Consider the following 20,743-nt stretch of genomic DNA (forward strand, 5'->3'; position numbering starts at 1 on the left):
TATATAATCATAGTACAATACTGATTAAAGTTTGTAAATGGATTTGTCAATTTGTAAGAAAAAGTTTATTTTTCCTGTTTTTATATTTTTTGTGATAATTTAAAATTATATCCAACGCTCCCACTCCGCAAAACAAAACAGCCGCCCGTTCCCGCCCGGATCTTCACAGGGCAGGGACAGACGGCTGTTTTCTTACTCCAGGGATGCCGATTCCCCGGATCCAGCGCCGGACTTCGGTGCAAATGCCATGGCGGCGGCCGCTGCGCAGACGCCGCCCACCAGCTTGGCGGCAATAAAGGCAGACACCACCGCCGGGGGCTCCACACTGGCGATGAAGGCAAGCTGGCCTCCCAGCACAAAGGAACCGCTGACTGCAAAGGCCGCGTTCATCACCTTTCCCCGATCGTCCATTTTTTCCATCATCGGGATCATGGAAATACAGGTGGCCAGGCTGATGATCAGTCCCACCACAGAATAGGAATTGACCCCCAGCCATCCGGCGATCCGGCTGATCCCCTTCTGGAAAAACCGAAGGATCAGAGAGGCCGCCACCATGGATCCGGCCACCACCACCGCGATCTTTACCACAATGGTAAGGGACTCAAAAATAAGGGTGTCCGATGCGATCTGGCACGCGGGAAGGAAGAGCCCCAGCATCACCAGGCCAAACAGGACCAGGCTGGCGATCCGCACCAGGTTCCCCACCACCGACAGCACCCGGATGGTGGCCTCAGCGGCCTTTATGAGGGCCAGGCAGATACCCGCGCACAGAAGGAGGATCGGCAGAAGATTGCGGACCAGCTCCTTCACAGGCAGGCCGGTGAGCAGAGCGCCCACCGCCACTCCCGCGGGGATCGTTACGATCCCCCAGACGCTGCCCTGCATAAACAGGGATGTGTCCTCCCTGCGGATGACCGTCAGGGCAATGGGCAGGGTAAAGGAGATCATGGCTCCCAGACAGGAGGATACCATGACTCCGGAATAGATCCCCAGGGCCGGAGTGGCTGCCAGCTCCTTTGCAATGGCGTGGCCGCCCAAGTCGGGAGCCAGCAGGCTTCCGATGAGAACAGAGGCATCAAAGGGCAGCCGGGACGCAAAGGAGGCAATGGCCTCCGGATTGCTCCTGACCGCCGTGACCCCGATGCAGTAGATCCCTACGATGGAAAGGGCCAGAGAGGCCATGGAGGCCAGGCCGCCGTCAAATTCAGCCGCCAGGCCCATTTTCCCTCCGGAAATTTTATCCCAGAGCCCCAGGAAGGCACAGAGCAGAAGGATTCCGATAAATATATTCATTCCGGTTTATTTCTCCAATGGTTTTGTTTTTTCTTTGAGCCAGATACGCTCCCGCTCTGTCATACGGGGGCTTAAGGTATCATAGACCATATGATGATAGTCATTGAGCCAGGAGATCTCCTCCTCGTTCATCAGCTCCAGCACCACCGGCGTGGTATCGATGGGCAGATAGGTAAAGGGCTGGAAGGCATAAAACTTTCCGTATTTCGTTTCCATATGCTCCACCACCAGAAGCTCATTCTCAATGCGGACGCCCACAAGGCCCTCTTCATAAATTCCAGGCTCATCGGTGATGGTCATGCCTGGCTGGAAGGGCACATGGTTGGTCATCCTGAGGCTCTGGGGGCCTTCGTGGATGGGGCCCACAAAGCCCACGCCGTGGCCGGTGCCGCAGCGGTAGTCCAGGCCGTACTTCCATACCTGGGTGCGGGACATGATATCCAGGTTGGCACCGGAGCAGCCCTCCATAAAGACAGTCCGGGCGATGCCGATGTTGGCCTTTAACACATAGGTGTAATACCGCCGTTCCTCGTCGGTCAGTTCGCCCAGGGCATAGGTACGGGTGGTGTCCGTGGTTCCGTCCACGTACTGGCCGCCGGTATCCAGAAGAAGGAAGCCCTTCCGCTGAAGAACCGCATGGTTTTCCGGGGTCGGATGGTAATGCATCATGGCGGCGTTGGCTCCGTAAGCTGCGATCACGGCAAAGCTGTCCTCCATATATCCCTCCTGTTCCTTACGGAAATCCACCAGAAGCTCTCCCACGTCTGTTTCAGAAACGGTCTCACCAGCAGCCAGCTTCTCCTCCAGGCACATCTGGAGCCGGGCCATGGCCACACCTTCCTTAATATGGGCGTTTTTGGTATTGGCGATCTCCACTGGATTCTTCACGGCCTTCAGGCAGAAGACTGGCTCCTCTCCCTTTACAATGGTCACCCTGGGATTCTCCTCCATGGCCAGATACAGCCGGTAATTGACGTTCTCCACGCTCACCAGCATGACCGTGGGCACATCGATGGCGGCGATCCCGTCCAGGATCTCCCCATACGGCCGCACAGCCACTCCGTTTTTCTTAAGGTAATCCATAGCCTCCTCCGACACGCGGCTGCTGTCCACATAAAGGACTGCCGCTTCCTGGGTCAGAAGGACATAGGACACAAAGGAGGTATTGTACACCACATCAGAGGCCCGCAGGTTCAGAAGCCAGGCAATGCTGTCCAGGCGGGTAACGGCCATGGCGTCCGCCCCGTTCTCCTTAAGCCGGGAGCGGACCTGGGCGATCTTTTCTGCCGCAGAAAGGCCTGTATATTGTTCCGGAAGCAGATAGACCTGACTCTGGGGGATGGCAGGACGATCGCTCCAGATGGGTGTGATCAGATCCTCCGACCGGATCCCGATCCCCTGGGCAGAAAACGCTGTCTCCATATCCAGTACCATCTCCGCCGCAGTGACCATGCCGTCGATCCCCAGGACCTGTCCCTTCTTCAGCCTGGAAAGAAGAAATTCCTGGATGGTGGGCACGCCTTTTTCCTTCATACGGTAGAGGACGATCTCGCTGCCGGCCATCTGCCGCTCCGCCTGGATAAAATAACGGCCATCGGTCCACAGACCGCTCTCCGTTTCCGTGACCACCAGGGTTCCGGCAGAGCCGTCGAAGCCCGAAAGCCAGGCCCTGGCCCTCCAGTGATCGGGAAGATATTCGCTGATGTGGGGGTCCGAGGACGGGATCAGATATGCCTGTACCCCGGCTTCCGCCATTTTTTCACGAAGCAGAGAAAGCTTCTCATTGGTTGTCATGACAATCTCCTTTCAATTTTCCTGGAATTCCGCTTATTCCAGCATATAAAATAGGACCGCATAGAAAACGGACTTCCGGGTTGCAGATATCTGACGTTCATGGTCAGACATCCGCAAAACGAAGCCCGCACAGGTTAGGGGCAAACATATTTATTTAATATTTCTTGCAGCCAGCTCCCGGATATTTCCCTTATAGGGAGTAAACGGGATCTCGCCCTCGTAGTTTAAGAAGTCCACCACATATCCGATGGCTGCGGCTGCGCCGTAGATCATGCCCTTTTCGTCCAGGTCAAACTCCGGCGTATGGTGGTTGGCTCCGGTTCCCAGCTCCGGATTCTGGATCCCGGTGAAGGTGATCACGCCCGGCCAGTACTTTAAGTACGCCTGCATGCTCTCGCAGGCCATCCACGGCTGGGCCTTTGCCAGAGCCTCTTCTCCCATGTATTTCTTAACGGCGTTCCTTGCGATCTCGCTGCAGGTCTCGTTGTTGTAATTCTCAAACAGAGGATCCTTCATGGAAATGATCTCATAGGTACACTGGTTTAATTTACATTCTGCCTCCAGGACCTCTTTAAACTGCTTCATAAAGCTGGCTCCGGCCCCCGCCACGTTGAAGGTGCGGATGGTACCGTCGAATACCAGCTCGTCGGGCACGATGTTCATGGCCGTTCCGCAGTGGACACTGCCCACAGAGAAGGTCAGGATATCTGTGGGAGACACGTATTTCATGCGGATCATGTTCATATGATTGTAGATGGAGTTGAAGCAGTCCAGAACACTGTGGGCCAGATCCGGACGGGAGCCGTGGCCGGCCAGACCCTTTAAGCGGATGGCAAAGCCGTAGCCGCCGGAGAATACCGCACCAGGCTCTGCAGAAACCTGACCCGCCGGAACGTCCCACTTCACATGGGTGGCGATGCAGGTGTCGATGGGCAGCTTCATGGTCTCAACAATGTAGGGGAGCAGGTTGGCGATCTGGCCGCCGCCCTCCTCGCCCCGCTCGAAGCAGAGGACGATGTTTCCGTTCAATTCGTCCTTGTGCTCGTTTAAGATCTTAGCCTCGCCCAGCAGCATGGCTGTATGGGAATCATGGCCGCAGGCGTGGGAAATGCCGTCATTTTTTGACACGCACAGCTTATCACAGCATAAATTCTTTGTATTTTCCTGGATGGGAAGAGCGTCCATGTCGGCGCGCATCAGAACGGTCTTTCCCGGCTTTCCGCCGTGGATCTGGCCCACGATGCCGCCGTCGGGAACCTCCACATACTCGATCCCCAGGGCATCCAGCTCCTTTTTAATAAACTCCAGGGTCTCAAATTCCTGCCCCGTCATTTCCGGATACTCATGCATATGTCTCCGGATCCGTACCATATAATCAAAATTTTTCTGTGCTTCTTTGAAGATCTCCATTTTTTTCTCCTCTCACAGCAGACGGTGCGGGGCATACGCCCCGCAGTCCATGCATTTCCTTATTTTACTGTCACACGGCGGAAATTCTTCTTTCCTCTCTTTACAACGATGCCGTCGCCGGAAAGCTGTTCCTTTGTGTAAACCGTTTTAATATCCTTTACAGCTTCGCCGTCCACAGATACGCCGCCCTGCTCCACATTTCTTCTGGCCTCGGAGCGGGATCCGCAGAGACCGGATTTCTGTACGATGGACAGGATATCGATGGCGCCGTCGGTAAAGTCGTCATCAGAGAGCTCGGCTGTGGGCATTTCTGCTGCATTTCCGCCTGCAAACAGGGCCCTTGCGCTCTCCTGGGCCTTTTTGGCCTCCTCATCGCCGTGTACCAGGGCAGTCAGCTCGTAGGCTAAGATCTCCTTGGCTTCGTTTAACTGGCTTCCTTCCCATTTATCCATATCATCGATCTGCTCTAAGGGCAGGAAGGTCAGCATCCGCAGGCACTTTAACACGTCGGCGTCGGCGATGTTTCTCCAGTACTGGTAGAACTCAAAGGGACTTGTCTTATTGGGATCCAGCCATACGGCTCCTGACTGGGTCTTGCCCATCTTCTTGCCCTCGGAGTTCAGAAGCAGGGTGATGGTCATGGCATGGGCGTCTTTTCCAAGCTTTCTCCGGATCAGCTCTGTGCCGCCTAACATGTTGCTCCACTGGTCGTCGCCGCCGAACTGCATGTTGCAGCCGTATCTCTGGAACAGCTCATAGAAATCGTAGCTCTGCATCAGCATGTAGTTGAACTCCAGGAAGCTTAAGCCCTTTTCCATTCTCTGCTTGTAGCACTCGGCGGTCAGCATACGGTTTACAGAGAAATGCGGTCCGATCTCTCTTAAGAAATCAACGTAGTTCAGATCCAGGAGCCATTCCGCATTGTTTACCATCATGGCCTTTCCGTCGGAAAAGTCGATGAAACGCCTCATCTGCTTTTTAAAGCAGTCGCAGTTGTGCTGGATGGTCTCCACGGTCATCATCTGGCGCATATCGCTTCTGCCGGAGGGATCTCCCACCATTCCGGTGCCGCCGCCGATCAGGGCGATGGGCTTATTGCCTGCCATCTGTAAACGCTTCATTAAGCAGAGAGCCATGAAATGGCCCACATGCAGGCTGTCGGCAGTGGGGTCGAAGCCAATGTAGAATACGGCCTTTCCCTCATTTACCATTTTCCGGATCTCTTCCTCATTTGTCACCTGGGCGATCAGGCCTCTTGCCTGTAATTCCTCATAAACTCCCATCTTCTCATTCTCCTTTTTCTGTGATCTCTGTATTCTGTTTCGTTGGCCGATTTCCGCACAGAAGGGGCAGAAATGAAGCGCCTCGGGATCCCAATCCCAGGAACGCCGTGAAAACAAAAAAGCCCCGCCCTTCTGTTTCAAAAGGACGAGGCCAACGGCTCGTGTTACCACCTAATGTTCCCGCATAACTCACATTATACGGCTTATGAAGTCTCCTTACAGGACTCCGGCCCTTTAACGTGGGCCCCTCCGTCGCAGCCTACTGAACGGACTGCCGCTCTTCCTCCCAGACATGCTCCGGGATTCCAGGCAGGCTTTCGCGGTTCGGTGCGAAGCTCCGAGATGTATTCACGGCTCCGATCCCGCGCGCCTCTCACCCTCCGGCAGCTCTCTGTGCGGATCCTGTGGACCGTTACTGGTTCTCTTCATTGCTGATACCTGTTTGGTTTTCAGCCGTCACCGGCTATAAGCCACATTATAGGGAGGGCGGGAGGGTTTGTCAAGATATATTATCTTAAATATTCTGCGGCAAGCCTTCCAAAGGTCACAGCCCCGGCCAGGACTGCCCGCTCGTCAAACCGGATCCCTCCGTTATGGAGAGGCAGACGGGTCGCCGGATCCTCACTGGCTGTCCCGATGCGGAACATGGCTTTTTCTTCAAGAGCCTCTTTCTTTTCCCTTCAGATACATCCTTACCAGCGTACTGGCCACCAGTTCCAAGTGCATGATCACCATTACGACAAACATTTGATCACCGGCATCTGCGATAAAAATCCCAGAATTTTTATACACCAATAGGAGCAGTGCAATGCTTATCCACGGGATCCCCCAAAACCAGCCCCCTTTTAAGAAAAGCCGCAGACCCGGAGAATTTACCAGGTAATAAATCACCAGTGCTATGGTAAACCATGCAAGAGCATCATAGCGGCGAAACTCCGGCCCATGGGCGGCCAGTCTCGGAACCGCGTTTCCCAGGATCATAAATTCGGCAAGGACCAACACATCAAAAAGTTCCCCTCGAAGCTCCTTCAGTTCCAGATCTCCCACTGGCGTGTGCCGGCCCGCCAGCCATCGGACCGCCCGGTCTCCGTTCTTCCAGACCAGCAGAAACAATGCAATCCGCAAAAGCATGATCCCCAGTAAAAGATACCGGGCTGCCTGGCCTGGCTGTGTCCATGAAAAAAGACAGATCAGTCCCCATGCGATCTGGAACAGGAACCAGTACATATCATTTTTTCTCATACCGGGTTCACCCCCTCTGGCCTGCCAGTCCCCCCAGCCGTTCCAATATCTCCCTGGCCTTCTCCATCATGGGGCCGCAGTCCTTGTTCTTATTCCGTTTATCCTGGTAGAACATCATGGGCTTTTCTCCCTGGACGAACCGCAGGGCGTTCTTGTATTCCCCGATGAGTCCCGGAATACCAGAAACGTCCAGCTTCGCCTTGGGATACAGCTCCATACGGATCTCCTGACGGTTGACAGCCACCTCGGTCACATAGGCCCGATGGGCCGCGGCCTTTAACTCCGCCACCTTCAGAAGGTTTTCCACCGGTCCGGGGATGTCTCCAAACCGGTCGATGAGCTCATCCTGCATGTCCATGTATTCCTCTTCGTTCTCAATGGCCGAGATCCGTTTGTATACATCCAGCTTCAGATACTCGTTCTTAATATATCCGTCGGGGATAAAGGCGTCGATGTCGCAGTCCACCACAGTCTCGAAGCTCTCCTCCTCTGTGGTCTCTCCCTTAAGGGCCAGGACGGCCTCATTTAACATCTTGCAGTACAGGTCATAGCCCACGGCCTCCATGTGGCCGTGCTGCTCCGCTCCCAGGATGTTCCCCGCCCCGCGGATCTCCAGATCCCGCATGGCGATCTTAATGCCGGAGCCCAGCTCCGTGAATTCCCGGATGGCCTGGAGGCGCTTTTCCGCCTCTTCCCGCAGCATTTTGTCCCGCTTGTACATGAGGAACGCAAAGGAGGTGCGGTTGGAGCGGCCGATGCGCCCACGGATCTGGTAAAGCTGGGAAAGGCCCAGCCGGTCCGCGTCATGGATGATCATGGTATTGGCATTGGGGATATCCAGCCCTGTTTCTATGATGGTGGTGGATACTAAAACGTCGATGTCGCCGTTGACAAAATCCAGCATGATCCGCTCCAGCTGGCGCTCGTTCATCTGCCCATGGGCAAAGGCCACCTGGGCATCGGGCACCAGAGAGGCCACATGGCCTGCGATCTCGTCGATGTTGCTGACTCTGTTGTATACGTAGTATACCTGGCCGCCGCGGGCCAGCTCCCGGTGGATGGCCTCCCGGACCATCTCGTCGTTATACTCCATCACATACGTCTGGATGGGCACACGCTCCATGGGCGGCTCCTCTAAAACGCTCATATCCCGGATCCCGATGAGGCTCATGTGGAGAGTCCTGGGAATGGGGGTGGCAGTCAGGGTCAGCACATCCACGTTCTGCTTCAGCTGCTTGATCTTTTCCTTGTGGGCCACGCCGAACCGCTGCTCCTCGTCGATGATGAGCAGGCCCAGGTCCTTGAACTGCACGTCCTTGGAGAGCACCCGGTGAGTACCGATGACGATGTCCACAAACCCCTTTTTCAGCCCCTCCAGAGTCTTTTTGATATCCGCCGGGGTCTTAAACCGGGACATCAGATCCACCCGCACCGGAAAGTCCTTCATCCTCTGGATAAAGGTATTGTAGTGCTGCTGGGCCAGGATGGTGGTGGGAACCAGGTAGACCACCTGCTTTCCCTCCTGGACCGCCTTGAAGGCCGCCCGGAGAGCAATCTCGGTCTTTCCGTAGCCCACATCGCCGCAGATCAGTCGGTCCATGATCTTCCGGCTCTCCATGTCCTTTTTTGTGTCCTCGATGGCGGAAAGCTGGTCGTCGGTCTCCTCATAGGGGAACATCTCTTCAAATTCCTTCTGCCAGACCGTGTCCTCCCCGTAAACGAAGCCCTCGGCGTCCTGGCGGGCGGCGTAAAGCTCCACCAGCTCCTTTGCGATCTCCCGCACGGCCGTGCGTACCCGGGTCTTTGTCTTTCCCCATTCGGCCCCGCCTAATTTATTGAGCTTCGGCGTCTTCGCATCGGCTCCGGCGTACTTCTGGATCCCGTCCAGGCGGGTGGCCGGAAGATAGAGATTTCCGCCGTCGGCATACTCCACCTTGATATAATCCTTGATCACATGGTCCTGCTCGATCTTTTCGATCCCCCGGTAGATACCCAGGCCATGGCTCTCATGGACCACATAGTCTCCCACGGACAGCTCGGAAAAGCTGCTGATCTTCTTGCCCTCGTAATTGTACTTTTTCCTCTTCTTCTGGCGGCGCTCGTTTCCGAACATGTCGCCTTCCGTAATGACCACAAATTTGATCAGCGGATATTCAAAGCCCTTATGGAGCTTTCCATAGGTCACCAGGATCTCCCCCGGGCTCACCGGACGGCTGGGATCCTCGGGGCAGAAGGCCCGCAGATCGTACTCTCTCAGATCCCCTGCCAGACGGCTGGCCCTGGTCCGGGATGCAGAAAGGAGCACCACCCGGTAGCCTTCCTTTTTCCAGCGGGTCAGGTCCTTGATCAGAAGCTCAAAGCCGTTCTGGTAGGAACTGACATTTTTTCCCGTGATGCTGTATTTCTTTTTAACGGCCATGCCCGGAAGCCGCTGGTCCAGGCCCGTCATAAAAATGGCCTCCGGCGTCTGGGCCGCCGCCAGCACAGCCTTTGCGGAAAATAAAAGATCCGTCTGGCCCGGAAGCAGATACCCCTTTTCCAGACGGTGGCTCATGCTCTCCCGAAACTCAGTTTCCACCACTCCTGCCTTTTCCAAAAGCCTCTGGGGCTCATCTAAAAATATGGCAAGGCCTGCGCGCTCCCCAGAGCCGCCGTTTCCGGCGAGAGCTCCGTCCGTCCGGTCCGTTCCCGCCGCTTCCTTCATGTACTCCAGAAACGACATCGTCTCCTTACAGAAATACCGGATATATCCGTCCAGGGCGTGGATGTCAAAGCCCTCCCTTAAGGCCTCGCACAATTCCCCCACGGCAGTCTTGATCCGGTGGGCCTCCTCGGGCTTTCCTGCCTCCCGGAAGGCCTTTTCCTGCTTTTTCCCTTCCTTTTCGATCCGGTCTGTGCCGTTTTCCATCTGTTCCTTTGTTAAGGTCAGCTCCGCCGCCGGATAGATCAGCACCGAATCCATCTGGGTAATGGATCTCTGGCTCTCCGGATCAAAGGACCGGATGGAGTCCACCTCGTCTCCCCACAGCTCGATCCGCACCGGAAGCTCCTCGGTCAGAGGGAAAATATCAATGATTCCTCCTCGGATGGAAAACTGGCCCATTCCGTCCACCTGGCCCGTCCGCTCGTAGCCCAGATCCCGGAACCGTTCCTTCATATCCCCGATATCCAGGACCTCTCCGGACTCCACCAGGATCCGCCGCTCCTTCATCATGGAAAGAGGGAGAAGATGGTCCATGAGGCCGTCCACCGTGGTCACCACGGTCCCGCCAACATCCTCCATCAGGTGCTTAAACACCTGCATCCGCTGTCTGGTCAGAAGGTTTCCATGGATATCGGAGCTGTAAAACAGAAGATCCCTGGCGGGATACAGCCATGTATTCTTTTCAAAATAGCTGAAGTCATCGTAAAGCTCCCTGGCCCTGGTATCGTCGTGAGTCACAACTAACCTCCAGGCCTTCTCCTCCGAAACCTGGTACATCACATGGACCTTCTGGGAATCGGTGACGCCGCAGATCTGGACGGGTCCTTTCCCTTTCATAAGATCCTGCTTCATGTCTCCATATTCTGCCAGCTCCGTCAGCGGATTTGCAAATATCTCTCCCATTCTTCTCCTCTCCCGATCCTTTTACGCCTGGCCGTCCTTCTTCCGGTTATGGCTGTTCATGGCATGGTCGATCCCTTCCTCCACTGCCTCCATGACCGCGTCGGCCGCTTCCTTTACTGCGTCCTCCATGATCTTTCTCTCGCCCTGGGAAAAATGGCCCAGCACATAGTCGGCCAGATCCATCCTGGGCGGCTTTTCTCCCACGCCCACCCGGACTCTGGGGAACTCCTGGGTCCCCAGATGGGCGATGATGCTCTTGATCCCGTTGTGGCCTCCGGCGCTTCCCTTGGCCCGGATCCGAAGCTGGCCGGGAGCCAGGCTGATGTCGTCATAGACCACCAGGATGTCCTCCGGGTCCACCTTATAATAATCGGCAGCCGCCCGGATGCTCTCGCCGCTGGAATTCATATACGTCTGGGGCTTTAAAAGGATCACCTTCTGCCCTCCGATCACAGCCTTGCCGCAGAGGGCCTTGTGCTTTTTCTCCGATATGTCGGCTCCCAGCTTATCTGCCAGGGCGTCCAGCACCATGAAGCCGGCGTTATGGCGTGTATTTTCATATTCCTTTCCCGGATTCCCGAGACCTGCTATTAAAAACATATGGTATATTTTCTCCTTTATCCCATGATTTATGGTTTTACTATTCTATCAGTTTTATCCATGACTTACAAGTCCCAAATCCTTTGCTCCTCCTCTTCCAATTCCTGCCGTTTTCCAGTATACTATGGGCATGGGGTATTTTATTAAATTCTTACATTGGGGGTATCTTTTATGAACATGCTTCAGATGAGCGAGGCCATGCGGGACGGCCGCTCCATCTCCTTAAAAAGCCAGACCCAGCTGATCATCGCCCTTTCCATTCCGGCGATCCTGGAACAGCTGGTCATGACGCTCATGAGCTATATCGACACCGCCATGGTGGGCAGCCTGGGTCCGGGAGCCACGGCGGCCATCGGCGTGGTAGCCAGCTCCATCTGGCTAATGAACGGCCTGACCAGCGCCATTGCCGTGGGCTTTTCCGTCCAGATCGCCCAGTACCTGGGAGCCGGACGGGACGGAGACAGCCGGAACGTCCTGTGCCAGTCCATCCTGTTTAACGTTTTGTTCGGTGTGGTCATGGCCGCAGCAGCCATCGGCATCGGCCAGGTCCTGCCGGAGCTTTTGGGCTCTGATCCGGAGATCGCCCCGGCGGCCAGGTCCTACTTCTGTACGGTGGCCTTCTTCTTCCCGTTTTCCATGGCCTCCGCCCTGTACTCCAGCATCCTGCGGTGCAGCGGAAACATCCTGCTGCCCAGCATCATGAACGTGGGCATGTGCGTGTTTGACGTGATCTTTAACTTTATCTTCATTTACCCGTCCCGGGACATCGGCGGCTTCCACGTCTGGGGAGCCGGCCTCGGCGTCCAGGGCGCGGCTCTGGGCACAGGACTTGCCCAGGCCTGCGTGGCCGTGACCCTTCTTCTGGGCATCATCTGCCGCAGGGGACCGCTCCGCTTCCAGGGAAACGAGACCTGGCGCTTCACAAAGCCGTGCATGAACAACATGCTGCGCCTGTCCACGCCCACTGCCCTGGAGCGCATGGCCCTTTCCCTGGCTCAGATCGTCATGACCTCTGTGGTGGCCGGAATGGGCACCGTGGCCGTGGCCTCCAACTACGTAGCTGTCCAGACTGAGAGCATCTGCTATCTTCCCGCCTTCGGCGTCGCCTCTGCCGCCACCGCCCTTGTGGGCCAGAGCATCGGAGCCCGGCGGCTGGATATGGCAAAGCGGTTCGCCTACGGGACCACGATCTTAGGCTCCATCCTGGTATTTTTCATGGCGCTCTTAATGTTCGGCTTCGCGCCCTTCCTCACCAGCCTCCTGACAGCTGACACGGAGGTAGCGGAGGTCAGCGCCGGACTTCTGCGGATCGTAGCCTTCTCAGAACCGCTGTTTGCCGTCAGCATCGTCGCCACCGGCGCGCTCCGGGGAGCCGGGGACAGCAAGGCCCCGTTCTTCATCAACCTGTTTACCATGTGGGGCGTCCGTGTCATGACGGTTCTGGTGTTCACCCATCGGTTCGGCGTCACCGGCGTATGGATCTCTATGACTGCCGAGCTGATCACCCGCGGCATCGTGTTCCTGATCCGCCTGCTGCGGGGCCGCTGGCTGAAAATGCCGGTGCTGTTCTGATCGATTGTTCCCAGACGTATTTTATGGTATAATAGACTGGCTGCGGTTCCCGGACTGCGGCCAGTTTATGATTGGGGGTATTCTATGAACAACAGAACAGATTTTGATGTGATCATCATCGGCGCGGGGCCGTCGGGCATCTTCTGCGCCTACGAGCTCATAAAGGAGCGGCCTTCCTTAAACATACTCATGGTGGAAAAGGGCCGTCCCATTGAAAAGCGGGTATGCCCCAAGCGTACCACCAAGGTATGTGTGGGGTGCAGGCCATGCAGCATCACCACCGGCTTTGCGGGAGCCGGCGCGTTTTCTGACGGAAAGCTCTCCCTGTCTCCGGATGTGGGAGGGAACCTGCCGGATATCCTGGGATATGACAAGGCCCTGGAGCTGATCCATGAATCCGACGATATCTATCTGAAATTCGGGGCAGACACAAATGTCTACGGCGTCGATAAGCAGAAGGAGATCCAGGAGATCCGCCGGAGGGCCATCATGGCAAACTTAAAGCTCATCGAATGTCCCATCCGTCATCTGGGCACTGAAGAGGGCTATAAGATCTACACCCGCCTCCAGGAACACCTGTTAAGCAGCGGGGTACGGATCGAATTTAATACCATGGTCCAGGATATCCTCATCGAGGACGGCTGTGCCAGAGGGATCATCTCCGATAAGGGAGAAACGTATTACGCCAGGGAGATCGTGTCCGCCATTGGCCGCGAGGGCTCCGACTGGTTCTCCCATGTGTGCAGGGATCACGGGATCGAGACAAAGGTCGGCACCGTGGACATCGGCGTCCGCGTGGAGGTCCGGGACGAGGTCATGGAGTTTTTAAATAAGAACCTCTACGAGGCCAAGCTGGTGTATTATACCCCCACCTTCGACGATAAGGTGCGTACCTTCTGTACCAATCCGTCGGGAGAGGTGGCCACAGAGTATTACGAAAATGGCCTGGCGGTGGTCAATGGCCATGCCTACAAGTCCCAGGAATATAAGACCCACAACACCAACTTTGCCCTTCTGGTGTCCAAAAACTTCACCAAGCCCTTTAAGACGCCCATCGAATACGGCAAGCATGTGGCCCAGCTTTCCAACATGCTGTGTGACGGAAAGATCCTGGTGCAGACCTTCGGCGATTTCCTCCGGGGCCGCCGGACCACTGAGGAACGGCTCTGCCGGAACAATCTGATCCCCACCTTAAAGGACGCGGTGCCTGGAGATCTGTCCCTGGTGCTGCCCCACCGGATCATGGTGGACATCAAGGAAATGCTCCTGGCCCTGGACAAGGTAACGCCCGGGATCGCCAGCGACGAGACCCTGCTTTACGGCGTGGAGGTGAAATTCTACTCCAATAAGGTGGTGGTAAATAAGGATTTCGAGACCAGTATCCCGGGACTCCGGGCCATCGGAGACGGCGCGTCTGTGACCCGCGGACTCCAGCAGGCCTCCGCCAACGGACTGTCGGTGGCAAGGAGTATTCTGGGGAAGCTGTAAAATAGGGACGCCCCCATATCCTCCCAAAGAAAGCATCGCTTTGGGAGGACATGGGGGCTTTGATAAAGTGCGGGCTGCGGTAAGATATGGGGGAGTGAGGGATGGGGATGGGTTGGGAACTTCTGGAGGGATTATTTTGAATGCTGGGGTCTGGAGCTGGGGGAGGTCAGGTCGAAGCTTAGGGCCAGGAGGTTTTTTATGGCGGTGTCCAGCTCTGGTTCGTTTAAAAGGATGCTGAGCCATTTTTCTTTGTTCATGTGCCAGGCGGGGAAGAATCCGGGCTGGGTGCGGCAGGAGGCGGCCAGGACCGGGTCGCATTTTACGTTCAGAAGCTCTGCGGTCCCCTCTCCCGGAAGCCCCAGTTTATTTTTTCCTGTTTCCAGGATCACTCCATACCATTTTTTGTTGTCTTTGTGACGGAGGACAGCGTTTCTGTCCTTCCACGGATACTCCGGCTCTGTGCCGTATTGGTCCATGCACCAGGCGAACAGTTCCTGTCGTGTCATTCTCTTTCCTCCTCCTGATCCGGTATCTGCGTTTTCCGGTATTCCTCTTCCAGTTCTTCTGCCAGGTATGCATCCAGAAGATCCCCCTTCACAGAGCGGCGCGTTCTCTGGGAAGGGGGATCTCCTATCTCCTGTGATGTGCTTCCGGGTCTGTCCCGCAGAGTCCGGCATAGGCGGCGTACATCTGGGTGGTGGCGGGATCGGCATGGCCCATCATGGTCTGGACGGCCTTCACATCGGCCCCGCCGCCGATCAGGTGGGCCGCAAAGGAATGGCGCAGGGTATGGGGCGTGATGTCCTCCTGGATCCCGGCCTTTTCCCCGTAATATTTCACGATCTTCCAGAAGCCCTGGCGGCTCATGAGGCCGCCGCTGCAGTTGATGAAAAGCCAGGGCGCGTCCCCGCCCTTTACAAGAGCCGGGCGGGCTGTTTCCAGATATCTTGAAAGTGCCTCCTTGGCCACGCGGCCGAAGGGTACGGCCCGCTCCTTATATTCGTCCCGGCAGGTAATGAAGCCCACAGCCATATTCACATCGGAAAGCTCCAGATGGATCAGCTCCGATACGCGGATCCCGGTGGCGTAAAGGAGCTCCAGCATAGCCTTATCCCGGATCTCCTTGGCAGAATCCCCCGACGGCTGGGCCAGCAGGCGGTCCACCTCCTCCACGGTCAGGATCACCGGAGCCTTTTTTTCGATCCTGGGCGCATGGATGGATTCTGACGGATCCTTTCTGATCCGCCCGCGCTTGAATTCGTATCCGAAAAACGCCTTCATGGACGCCAGGTTCCTGGACACCGTAGACGCCGCCTTCCCTTCCTTTTCCAGCATCAGCACATAGGAATTCAGCGCTGTCCTTGTGACCCGGGACAGCTCCCGGATCCCCATTCCTTCCAGGAACGCCGCCATCTGCATTAAATCTCTCTGATAGGAAACGCGGGTATTTTCTGAAGCATGCTTTTCCGCCTCCAGATACTCCGCGAACCGTCTGATCTCTTCTTTCATCTCAATCTGCACGATCCCCCGTGATCTTCTCTCATACACGATCCTGCCCAAAACGGGCTGTTTTCCTCATTATAGTCTCACTTTTCCATAAAATCAAACACATTTTTACCCCTTTTCTCCCACTTTCCAGGCGGTTTCCATAAAAAGCCCAACATGTGGCGCTCCCCGGACAGCGGCCTTCCACATATTGTAAAAAGAATTTTCCACCGTTCATCCGGTGATCCAGGCAGTTATCCACGGATTCACAAAGCTTTCCGCCGCCGCTCCCAGGACCGCTGCCAAGACCAGCGCCAGGGCCGCAGGCGCGGTCATCTTCTTTTTCTCCTCCTCCATCCACCAGGCCGTCACATAAAATACAGCCATGTACGGCACAGCCTGGGGAAAGACCAGGGCCAGATACCGGAAGATCCCGGAAAGCCCGCTCCCCATGGTCAGGCTGCTGACGATCACCGCCGTGGAAAAACCCAGGTAGGCCGCCGTCCCCATAAAAAGAAACGGAGCCGTCGGCGTCATGGAGAACAAGATTAGGCAGAAGGCCTCCCCCAGCCGTTTTCTTAAAACCGTAAAAAACAGCCCCATGAAATCCAGCTTTAACAGCATGGCTGCCGTGACCATCCCACTCCCCGCATCCCTAAGCGCCTCCTTCCATCCGGAATCCGGCCAGTTGCAGAACAGCGTCCCGGCGGCGGCTCCCAGGAGCAGAAAAAAGGACAGCCAGAATCCTGGGCTGTCCTTCCTGTTTCCGAAATTTCCCATGGCATCCCCCATACAGTACAGGCTTCTTTTGTTCCCACTATATGACGGCCATGTCCGGTCTATTCCATTTTTATCCGTTCACCGGATCCCTTCCCGCTGGGCATATGCCATGATGGCAGCCACCGTCTTCCCGTCGGTGAGCTTTCCTCCGTAGATCAGCTCCAGCAGGTCCTTTACTTCCCATTCCTCCACATCGATGCTTTCGTCTGCGTCCAGGTGCTGCTCTGTCTTTACCAGATCCCTGGCCACAAACAGATCGATGGCCTCGTCGCAGAATGCCACGGTTGTGTTGATGGTCATGAGGTATTCCATGGTCTCCGCTTTAAACCCGGTCTCCTCCTCCAGCTCCCGGTACGCACATTCGATCCGGGGCTCGTCCGGCGCATCCACCTTTCCGGCCGGCAGCTCCAGGGTAAACCGGTCCAGGGCGTTCCTGTACTGGCGCACCATTAAGAGCTTTCCATCCTTTGTCACCGGAAGCACTGCTGCCGCCCCGTCGTGGTGGATATAATCATACGTTTCCTGGATCCCATTAGCCACCACCGTATCCCTGTATACCTTAAGGATCGTCCCGGTGTACGCCAGCTCCCGCTCCAGGCGGATCGTTTTTTCCATAACCGCTTTCTCCTCCCGCCTATTTTAACCGCTTATTTTTCTCGTAGTTGGCGTCGCAGGCCTTTATGATGGAGCTGCGGAAGCCTCCCTCCTCCAGGGCCGCCACACCCTCGATGGTGGTGCCGCCGGGTGAGCAGACCATATCCTTTAGCTCGCCGGGATGCTTTCCGGTCTCCAGGACCATTTTTGCACTTCCAAGGACTGCCTGGGCAGCCATCCGGTACGCCATCTGGCGGGGCAGGCCGTTCTTCACACAGCCGTCGGCCAGGGCCTCGATGAACATGTATACATAAGCCGGGGAACAGCCGCTGGCGCTTCCCACCACATCCATGAGCCGCTCCTCCACCAGTTCCATTTTTCCAAAGGAAGTGAACAGTGTATGGAGAAGCTCCTTTTCCTCCTGGGTAAACAGGGCTTCATCATAGCAGACTCCCGTCATGCCCTCACCCACCATAGCCGGTGTGTTGGGCATGGAGCGGACCACCCGGACCTGGCCTCCCAGGCCCTCTGTCAGGTCGGAAATGGTGTATCCGGCTGCGATGGAGATGATCACCTGGTCCTTCGTCACCACGTCTTTGATCTCCCCAAAAACCCGGGGCAGCACCTGGGGCTTTACAGCCAGGACCAGGTACTTTGCCTGTCTGGCGCACTCTGCGTTGGAGCCCGCATGGGGAACCCCCGTCTCCCTGGTGACCTGCTCCATTTTTTCCTCATGGGCAGAGGAAAAGATCATATCCTCCGGGGAAAATTCCTTTAAAAGCCCCTTCATGATGGCAGTCGCCATGTTGCCCATTCCAATAAAACCGATTTTTGCCATTTCCATTCCCTCCTGAGATGTTCCCGCACAGGGGAGGGCCGCTTTTCTATGAAAGCGGAACCACGGCCCCCTCATACGTTTCTTCAATAAACTTCTTTACTTCCCCGCTCTTTAAGGCTTCCACCAGAGCCTTGATCTTTTCATCATTCTCATGGCCCTTCTGAACAGCTACCACATTTCCGTAGGTAGTGGCGCCGATGGATTCTGAATCCTCACATACAAGAGCGTCCGCCACCTTTAAACCTGCTGCGATGGCATAGTTTCCGTTGATGACAGCCAGATCCACGTCCTGGAGAGAACGGGGAAGCTGGGCTGCCTCCATTTCAATGATATCGAAATTTCTCGGATTGTCAACGATATCCTGCTTGGTTGCCGTAAGTCCTGCGCCCTCCTTCAGGCCGATGAGCCCCTGGGCCTCTAAAAGCAGGAGAGCCCTGGCCTCATTGGTGGTGTCATTGGGAACGGCGATCTGGGCTCCGTCTGCCAGCTCCTCCAGGGAAGCGGTCTTTCCGGCATAGATCCCAAAGGGCTCATAATGGATCACAGCCGCAGAAGCCAGCTCCTTCTTTTTCTCCGCATTAAATTCATCCAGATACGGCTGGTGCTGGAAATAGTTGGCGTCCAGGTCTCCGGCATCCAGGGCCACATTGGGCTGTACATAATCGTTATACTCTTTGATCTCCAGGGTATAGCCTGCCTTCTCCAGCACCGGCTTCGCCGCCTCCAGGATCTCTGCGTGGGGAGCCGGGCTGGCTCCTACGACGATGGTGGTGTCCTTACCGGAATCTTTGGAACCGCAGCCGGCTAAAAGTCCGGCCGCAAAAGCGACTGCCAGGAATGTATAAATGTTTTTTCTCATGATGATCTTTCTCCTTTTGATGTTTTCATTTATATCAAAACCGTTCCGCCCTCCGCCTGCGCGCTTTGGTTTTGGCCGGTCAGGATCTGATCCATACGTTTAAAGAGCTTTCTTCCGTAAGCCTAACGGGCCCTCCGGTCCACCTTTTTCACCAGGGTCATGCCCAGGGACTGGATCGCCTGTACCAGGATCACTAAGAAGAGAATGGCGATCCACATGATGCCGTCCTCAAACCGGTAGTAGCCATAGTTGATGGCAACGGCTCCCAGGCCTCCGGCCCCGCAGAAGCCGGCCATGGCCGAGTATCCCAGAATGGTGGTCACTGCAATGGCCCCGTTGGTGATCAGAGACGGCTTCGCCTCCGGAAGGAGCACCTTTACGATGATCTGCCAGGTGGAAGCGCCCATGGATTTGGCCGCTTCGATGACCCCGGGATCCACTTCGTTTAAGGATGCTTCCACGATCCTGGCCACATAGGGGGCCGACGCCAGAGTCAGAGGCACGATAATGGCCTTGGTTCCCACGCTGGTGCCCACCAGCTTTCTGGTGAAGTTCTGGATGGCGATCACCAGGATCAGGAACGGAACAGAACGGATCAGGTTGATGACCACGCCCAGGGCCTCCTGGGCCCTGGGGTTGGGACGGATCCCGTTCTTTGCCCAGACAACAAGCAGGATTCCCAGGGGGATCCCGATCACATAGGCCAGAGCCGACGATGCAAACGTCATGATCAGGGTATTTCCCAGTTCTTCTAAAAACAGAAATGCCAGATTAGAGTTCATTTTTTCCAACCTCCTCATAAGGTACTTTCGCCCGGTCCAGATACTGGAGGACCCTTTCGATGTCCGGCTCATGATCCGGCAGCTCAATGATCATCTGTCCTGCGGCCTTTCCCTTTATATCCCTGGTGGCTGCGTACATGATGTTCACCGGCACCTTGCATGCCAGTACCACGTTGGAGATCACCGGCTCACTGGACGCCAGGCCGTCAAAGATAATACGGAACAGCCGTCCCGTTCCAAATTCTACTTTTTCCGCTGCGTCGCCCAGGATCAGCTGGCGGCCGATTTTGGACTTGGGCTCTGCGAACACCCGGGACACCTCGCCGATCTCTGCAATGTGGCTCTTGTCGATGATGGCCACCCGGTCGCAGACAGCTTCGATCACGGCCATCTCATGGGTGATGATGACGACTGTAATGCCCATGGACTGGTTGATCTCCTTCAAAAGCTGAAGGATCGCTTTGGTGGTATTGGGATCCAGGGCGCTGGTGGCCTCGTCACAGAGGAGTACCTTTGGATTGGTGGCAATGGCCCTGGCAATGGCTACCCTCTGCTTCTGGCCTCCGGAAAGCTGTGCCGGATATGCGTTTTCCCGGTCCTCCAGTCCCACCAGCTTTAAAAGTTCCCGGGCCCTGGCCTTTGCCTCCTCCTTGGGCGTCCCTGCGATCTCCATGGGGAAACAGATATTTCCCAGGACTGTCCTCTGGGCCAGCAGATTGAACTGCTGGAAGATCATTCCCATGGACTGGCGGACCTTTCTTAACTCAGCATCCTGCATTTCCGACAGGGGCTTTCCATCATAATAGACCTCTCCCTCGGTGGGGACTTCCAGATAATTCATACACCGCACCAGGGTGCTTTTTCCTGCCCCCGAAAGGCCGATGATCCCGAAGATCTCCCCAGGCATGATCTCCAGACTGATGTCCTCCAGCGCCCGGACCGTTCCCTGGCTCCCTGTAAACGCTTTTCCAAGACCATCCATACGGATGATCGGAGTCTTATTTTCCATGTTTTTCTCCTTTTCTCCGGCGGACCGGCCGCTTTTTTTCGCCGCCCGCGCAAACAAAAAACCGCAGCCCCTCAGGAACTGCGGTTTACCCTCTTTGTTGATCACAG

General features: G+C 55.9%; 18 protein-coding genes. 2 read left to right on the forward strand and 16 right to left on the reverse strand.

The genetic code is table 11. From position 1 onward, the window contains the following. Positions 1-192: 192 nt before the first annotated feature. The 8 genes from eutH to pth all read right to left on the reverse strand — a co-directional run bounded on the left by eutH (position 193) and on the right by pth (position 11,229). Positions 193-1,293: an ethanolamine utilization protein EutH gene (gene eutH / locus WIH05_RS06430; RefSeq protein ID WP_337425144.1), complete on the reverse strand. Its 1,101-nt coding sequence runs from the start codon at positions 1,291-1,293 to the stop codon at positions 193-195. Between the two features lie 6 nt (positions 1,294-1,299). Continuing rightward, the gene (locus tag WIH05_RS06435; RefSeq protein ID WP_022274055.1) at positions 1,300-3,087 is read right to left on the reverse strand and encodes an aminopeptidase P family protein; all 1,788 of its coding nucleotides are present in this window, start codon (positions 3,085-3,087) and stop codon (positions 1,300-1,302) included. Positions 3,088-3,237: 150 nt separating this feature from the next. Continuing rightward, positions 3,238-4,497: an amidohydrolase gene (locus tag WIH05_RS06440; RefSeq protein ID WP_215655185.1), complete on the reverse strand. Its 1,260-nt coding sequence runs from the start codon at positions 4,495-4,497 to the stop codon at positions 3,238-3,240. A gap of 59 nt (positions 4,498-4,556) precedes the next feature. Next, positions 4,557-5,780, reverse strand: coding sequence for a tyrosine--tRNA ligase (gene tyrS, locus WIH05_RS06445; RefSeq protein WP_337425145.1), 1,224 nt, complete (start codon positions 5,778-5,780; stop codon positions 4,557-4,559). A 509-nt stretch (positions 5,781-6,289) separates the two neighbouring features. Further along, positions 6,290-6,427, reverse strand: coding sequence for a hypothetical protein (locus WIH05_RS06450; protein WP_337425146.1), 138 nt, complete (start codon positions 6,425-6,427; stop codon positions 6,290-6,292). Positions 6,428-6,437: 10 nt separating this feature from the next. After that, positions 6,438-7,022, reverse strand: a complete 585-nt coding sequence (locus WIH05_RS06455) for a hypothetical protein (protein ID WP_022274058.1) — start codon at positions 7,020-7,022, stop codon at positions 6,438-6,440. A gap of 7 nt (positions 7,023-7,029) precedes the next feature. Further along, positions 7,030-10,629 (reverse strand): transcription-repair coupling factor, encoded by a 3,600-nt coding sequence (mfd, locus tag WIH05_RS06460; protein ID WP_022274059.1) that lies wholly within the window; start codon positions 10,627-10,629, stop codon positions 7,030-7,032. 21 nt (positions 10,630-10,650) lie between these two features. Further along, the gene (pth, locus tag WIH05_RS06465; protein ID WP_022274060.1) at positions 10,651-11,229 is read right to left on the reverse strand and encodes an aminoacyl-tRNA hydrolase; all 579 of its coding nucleotides are present in this window, start codon (positions 11,227-11,229) and stop codon (positions 10,651-10,653) included. Between the two features lie 171 nt (positions 11,230-11,400). Between pth and WIH05_RS06470 the strand changes: the two genes are divergently transcribed. Both WIH05_RS06470 and WIH05_RS06475 read left to right on the forward strand, forming a co-directional pair. Continuing rightward, positions 11,401-12,801 carry an MATE family efflux transporter gene (locus WIH05_RS06470; RefSeq protein ID WP_022274061.1) on the forward strand — a complete coding sequence of 467 codons (1,401 nt, stop codon included), beginning with the start codon at positions 11,401-11,403 and terminating at the stop codon, positions 12,799-12,801. Between the two features lie 84 nt (positions 12,802-12,885). After that, the gene (locus tag WIH05_RS06475) at positions 12,886-14,289 is read left to right on the forward strand and encodes an NAD(P)/FAD-dependent oxidoreductase (protein ID WP_022274062.1); all 1,404 of its coding nucleotides are present in this window, start codon (positions 12,886-12,888) and stop codon (positions 14,287-14,289) included. Positions 14,290-14,420: 131 nt separating this feature from the next. On the opposite strand, the gene WIH05_RS06480 is transcribed toward WIH05_RS06475, so the two are convergent. From WIH05_RS06480 to WIH05_RS06515, 8 genes are all read right to left on the reverse strand, one after another. Further along, on the reverse strand, positions 14,421-14,795 hold the full coding sequence (locus WIH05_RS06480; protein WP_022274063.1) for an MmcQ/YjbR family DNA-binding protein: 375 nt from the start codon (positions 14,793-14,795) through the stop codon (positions 14,421-14,423). Positions 14,796-14,919: 124 nt separating this feature from the next. Next, on the reverse strand, positions 14,920-15,798 hold the full coding sequence (locus WIH05_RS06485; protein ID WP_158358834.1) for a tyrosine recombinase: 879 nt from the start codon (positions 15,796-15,798) through the stop codon (positions 14,920-14,922). A 210-nt stretch (positions 15,799-16,008) separates the two neighbouring features. Continuing rightward, the gene (locus WIH05_RS06490; protein ID WP_337425147.1) at positions 16,009-16,554 is read right to left on the reverse strand and encodes a hypothetical protein; all 546 of its coding nucleotides are present in this window, start codon (positions 16,552-16,554) and stop codon (positions 16,009-16,011) included. Positions 16,555-16,632: 78 nt separating this feature from the next. After that, positions 16,633-17,169: an NUDIX hydrolase gene (locus WIH05_RS06495; RefSeq protein ID WP_022272984.1), complete on the reverse strand. Its 537-nt coding sequence runs from the start codon at positions 17,167-17,169 to the stop codon at positions 16,633-16,635. Between the two features lie 19 nt (positions 17,170-17,188). After that, positions 17,189-17,986 carry a pyrroline-5-carboxylate reductase gene (proC, locus tag WIH05_RS06500; RefSeq protein ID WP_022272985.1) on the reverse strand — a complete coding sequence of 266 codons (798 nt, stop codon included), beginning with the start codon at positions 17,984-17,986 and terminating at the stop codon, positions 17,189-17,191. Between the two features lie 46 nt (positions 17,987-18,032). Then, positions 18,033-18,845, reverse strand: a complete 813-nt coding sequence (locus WIH05_RS06505) for a MetQ/NlpA family ABC transporter substrate-binding protein (protein ID WP_022272986.1) — start codon at positions 18,843-18,845, stop codon at positions 18,033-18,035. Between the two features lie 122 nt (positions 18,846-18,967). Further along, positions 18,968-19,627: a methionine ABC transporter permease gene (locus WIH05_RS06510; protein ID WP_337425148.1), complete on the reverse strand. Its 660-nt coding sequence runs from the start codon at positions 19,625-19,627 to the stop codon at positions 18,968-18,970. Then, a complete protein-coding gene (locus WIH05_RS06515; protein WP_022272989.1) occupies positions 19,617-20,636 on the reverse strand; it encodes an ATP-binding cassette domain-containing protein in 1,020 nt (339 codons plus the stop codon). The genes WIH05_RS06510 and WIH05_RS06515 overlap by 11 nt, the downstream gene beginning before the upstream one ends. Between the last annotated feature and the right edge of the window lie 107 nt (positions 20,637-20,743).

This window comes from Alitiscatomonas sp. (assembly GCF_037242085.1).
GTDB lineage: Bacteria > Bacillota > Clostridia > Lachnospirales > Lachnospiraceae > Alitiscatomonas > Alitiscatomonas aceti.

Excerpts from the sequence above, each read along its gene's own strand:
- proC (WP_022272985.1), bottom strand. The coding sequence starts at position 17,986 with ATGGCAAAAATCGGTTTTATTGGAATGGGCAACATGGCGACTGCCATC.
- WIH05_RS06485 (WP_158358834.1), bottom strand. The coding sequence starts at position 15,798 with ATGAAAGAAGAGATCAGACGGTTCGCGGAGTATCTGGAGGCGGAAAAG.
- WIH05_RS06450 (WP_337425146.1), bottom strand. The coding sequence starts at position 6,427 with ATGTTCCGCATCGGGACAGCCAGTGAGGATCCGGCGACCCGTCTGCCT.
- WIH05_RS06470 (WP_022274061.1), top strand. The coding sequence starts at position 11,401 with ATGAACATGCTTCAGATGAGCGAGGCCATGCGGGACGGCCGCTCCATC.
- WIH05_RS06495 (WP_022272984.1), bottom strand. The coding sequence starts at position 17,169 with ATGGAAAAAACGATCCGCCTGGAGCGGGAGCTGGCGTACACCGGGACG.
- WIH05_RS06455 (WP_022274058.1), bottom strand. The coding sequence starts at position 7,022 with ATGAGAAAAAATGATATGTACTGGTTCCTGTTCCAGATCGCATGGGGA.
- WIH05_RS06510 (WP_337425148.1), bottom strand. The coding sequence starts at position 19,627 with ATGAACTCTAATCTGGCATTTCTGTTTTTAGAAGAACTGGGAAATACC.
- WIH05_RS06515 (WP_022272989.1), bottom strand. The coding sequence starts at position 20,636 with ATGGAAAATAAGACTCCGATCATCCGTATGGATGGTCTTGGAAAAGCG.
- mfd (WP_022274059.1), bottom strand. The coding sequence starts at position 10,629 with ATGGGAGAGATATTTGCAAATCCGCTGACGGAGCTGGCAGAATATGGA.
- WIH05_RS06490 (WP_337425147.1), bottom strand. The coding sequence starts at position 16,554 with ATGGGAAATTTCGGAAACAGGAAGGACAGCCCAGGATTCTGGCTGTCC.
- eutH (WP_337425144.1), bottom strand. The coding sequence starts at position 1,293 with ATGAATATATTTATCGGAATCCTTCTGCTCTGTGCCTTCCTGGGGCTC.
- pth (WP_022274060.1), bottom strand. The coding sequence starts at position 11,229 with ATGTTTTTAATAGCAGGTCTCGGGAATCCGGGAAAGGAATATGAAAAT.
- WIH05_RS06440 (WP_215655185.1), bottom strand. The coding sequence starts at position 4,497 with ATGGAGATCTTCAAAGAAGCACAGAAAAATTTTGATTATATGGTACGG.
- WIH05_RS06435 (WP_022274055.1), bottom strand. The coding sequence starts at position 3,087 with ATGACAACCAATGAGAAGCTTTCTCTGCTTCGTGAAAAAATGGCGGAA.
- tyrS (WP_337425145.1), bottom strand. The coding sequence starts at position 5,780 with ATGGGAGTTTATGAGGAATTACAGGCAAGAGGCCTGATCGCCCAGGTG.
- WIH05_RS06475 (WP_022274062.1), top strand. The coding sequence starts at position 12,886 with ATGAACAACAGAACAGATTTTGATGTGATCATCATCGGCGCGGGGCCG.
- WIH05_RS06480 (WP_022274063.1), bottom strand. The coding sequence starts at position 14,795 with ATGACACGACAGGAACTGTTCGCCTGGTGCATGGACCAATACGGCACA.
- WIH05_RS06505 (WP_022272986.1), bottom strand. The coding sequence starts at position 18,845 with ATGAGAAAAAACATTTATACATTCCTGGCAGTCGCTTTTGCGGCCGGA.